Here is a 2548-nt window from a genome sequence, read left to right as displayed (position 1 = left end):
CAATACATTATATAGTTTTTGCTACACCCCATAAAAACGAAATACCTTCTCCTAAAAAGGCCAGCTACCCCGCTGGCCTTTTTACTGCCTTGAAACAAATGGTTTTTTTACCTTTTTGTCGAAAACAGCGGTTGTTCGCAGGACCGCATTTATAAGAGTTCAGACAGCATGAACTGTTGCCCGCATTTTGTTACTGTTCACGCCTTGCCAAACAGCGGCATGCTGTAAATAATAACACGCTTCGCGATGCACAGAAACTGATTGTGTAATTGACGGGAATCATTTAAAATAGATGTGATAGCAGAAAGAGGGATTAGTATGGAGAGGATCAACAGAGAAGCGCTTTTTAGCGACGAGACGGAAGATTACCGACATCCCTGCGAGGCGGATGCCGGGCAGGAAGTGATTTTTTATTTCCGGACGGAGCGTGACGGTGCAGACGCTGTTTATTTAATAGAATATGACAAACAGGATAGAATGAAAGAGCGTGACATGGAATACAGCCACAGCGACAGCCTGTTTGATTATTACCGCTGTAAATATATACTTGGAGAAGAGGTCCTGAATTACTGCTTCCGGGCGGACCGGGAGGAGGATATCTGTTTCTACGGCCGTCTGGGGGCGGCAGATCAGCCGTCGCGGGAGACAGCGTTTCATATGACTCCCGGATTTTTTGTACCTGATTGGTGCAAGGGCGCAGTTATGTATCAGATTTATGTAGATCGTTTTTGTAACGGTGACCCGACAAATGATGTGGAAACGAATGAATACATCTATATTGGGAAACCCGTGGAGCGGGTGAGGGACTGGAATGAGCTTCCGTCCAAGATGGATGTGAGACGTTTCTATGGAGGCGATATCAGGGGAATCTGGGATAAACTCAGCTATCTGAAGAGCCTGAAGGTGGAGGCTATTTACCTGAACCCGATATTTGTCTCTCCTTCCAACCATAAATACGATTGTCAGGATTATGATCACGTCGATCCCCATTTCGGGGTTATCCGGCACGATCTCGATTTACTTGTGGAGCCTGATGCCATGGATAATGACAACGCAGGCAAGTATACGGCCAGAACGGCGGATGAAGAAAACCTGCAGGCCAGTGATCTGCTGTTTGCGAGATTTGTTGAGGCGGCTCACGAGAAAGGGATCCGTGTTATCATCGACGGAGTCTTTAACCATTGCGGTTCTTTTAACAAGTGGCTGGATGCGGAACTGATTTACCAGCATGAGGGCGGCTACCCGCCGGGAGCATATGTATCGGACAAAAGTCCTTACCGGAATTTTTTCAAGTTTAACAATCACGGCAACTGGCCGTTCAACGACAGTTATGACGGATGGTGGGGACATTCGACTCTGCCGAAGCTCAATTATGAGGAATCCCCGGAACTCTACCGGTATATTATGGATATTGGTAAAAAATGGGTTTCGCCGCCGTTTAATGCGGACGGCTGGCGTTTGGACGTGGCTGCCGATCTTGGCAGAACCAGTGAGTTCAACCATCAGTTTTGGAAAGATTTCAGAAAAGCAGTCAAGGAGGCAAACCCCGAGGCTGTAATTATTGCGGAGCATTACGGAGATCCCAGTGAGTGGCTCAAAGGCGATGAATGGGATACGGTAATGAACTATGACGCTTTTATGGAGCCGGTATCCTGGTTTCTGACCGGATTGGAGAAGCACAGTGATGAGGCAAATGAAAGTCTTTACGGCAATGGCAAAGCATTTTTTGAGATGATGCGCTATCATATGCTGAGGATGCAGACCTCGTCGCTTATGACTGCAATGAATGAATTGTCAAATCACGACCATTCCAGGTTCCTGACACGGTCAAACCGGAGAATTGGACGGCTGGGAACCGCCGGCGCCGCTGCCGCTTCGGAAGGCATCAGCTATGGCATATTCCGCCAGGGCGTCGTACTTCAGATGACATGGCCCGGAGCGCCGACGATTTATTACGGAGATGAGGCCGGCGTCTGCGGATGGACGGATCCCGATAACCGGAGAACATATCCATGGGGCAATGAAGATTTGGAACTGATAGAGTTCCACCGATACATGACGGGAATCAGAAAGAGAAACCAGGCGTTCAGAACCGGTTCACTCCGGCAATTGGCTGCGGAACAGGGGATGATTGCGTACGGACGTTTCAGCCGCGGCAATAAGGAAGGCGGAGAGAGCAAGGGCGTTGTCATAATAAACACCTGCCATGAGGCGATGACGTATTCTATACCGGTATGGCTGATTGGCGTGACGGATTCCGAGTATATGAGCCGCAGAATGCTCACTTATGAAGAAGGGTATAATGCAGGAGCCGTGAACTATGAAGTAAAGAACGGAATCCTTATAATAGAAGTGCCGGCAGTTGGTTCGGCAGTGCTGGTGGCACGGGAACAATAAGTCCCTGCACAGGATATGCAGGGACTTATTGGAAGTTGTAAAAATACTACAAAAATATACAATTTCCCCTTGATTTTTTCCCTCTGTTATGATATTATTTTTAACTGTCAGAGTAATTTTGGATGGGTTCCCGAGTGGCCAAAGGGGGCAG

General features: G+C 48.0%; 1 protein-coding gene. It reads left to right on the top strand.

All coding sequences use genetic code 11. The annotated features are described in order from the left end of the window. Nucleotides 1–318: 318 nt before the first annotated feature. Nucleotides 319–2397: a glycoside hydrolase family 13 protein gene (locus tag CLOSYM_RS03395; protein ID WP_003509997.1), complete on the top strand. Its 2079-nt coding sequence runs from the start codon at nucleotides 319–321 to the stop codon at nucleotides 2395–2397. Nucleotides 2398–2548: the final 151 nt, after the last annotated feature.

Source organism: [Clostridium] symbiosum ATCC 14940 (assembly GCF_000466485.1).
Taxonomy (GTDB): domain Bacteria; phylum Bacillota; class Clostridia; order Lachnospirales; family Lachnospiraceae; genus Otoolea; species Otoolea symbiosa.
Note: the sequence above shows the minus strand (reverse complement) of the source record. Positions and strands in the feature narration are given on the sequence as shown.

Coding starts and splice junctions, on each gene's coding strand:
- CLOSYM_RS03395 (WP_003509997.1), top strand. CDS start 319: ATGGAGAGGATCAACAGAGAAGCGCTTTTTAGCGACGAGACGGAAGAT.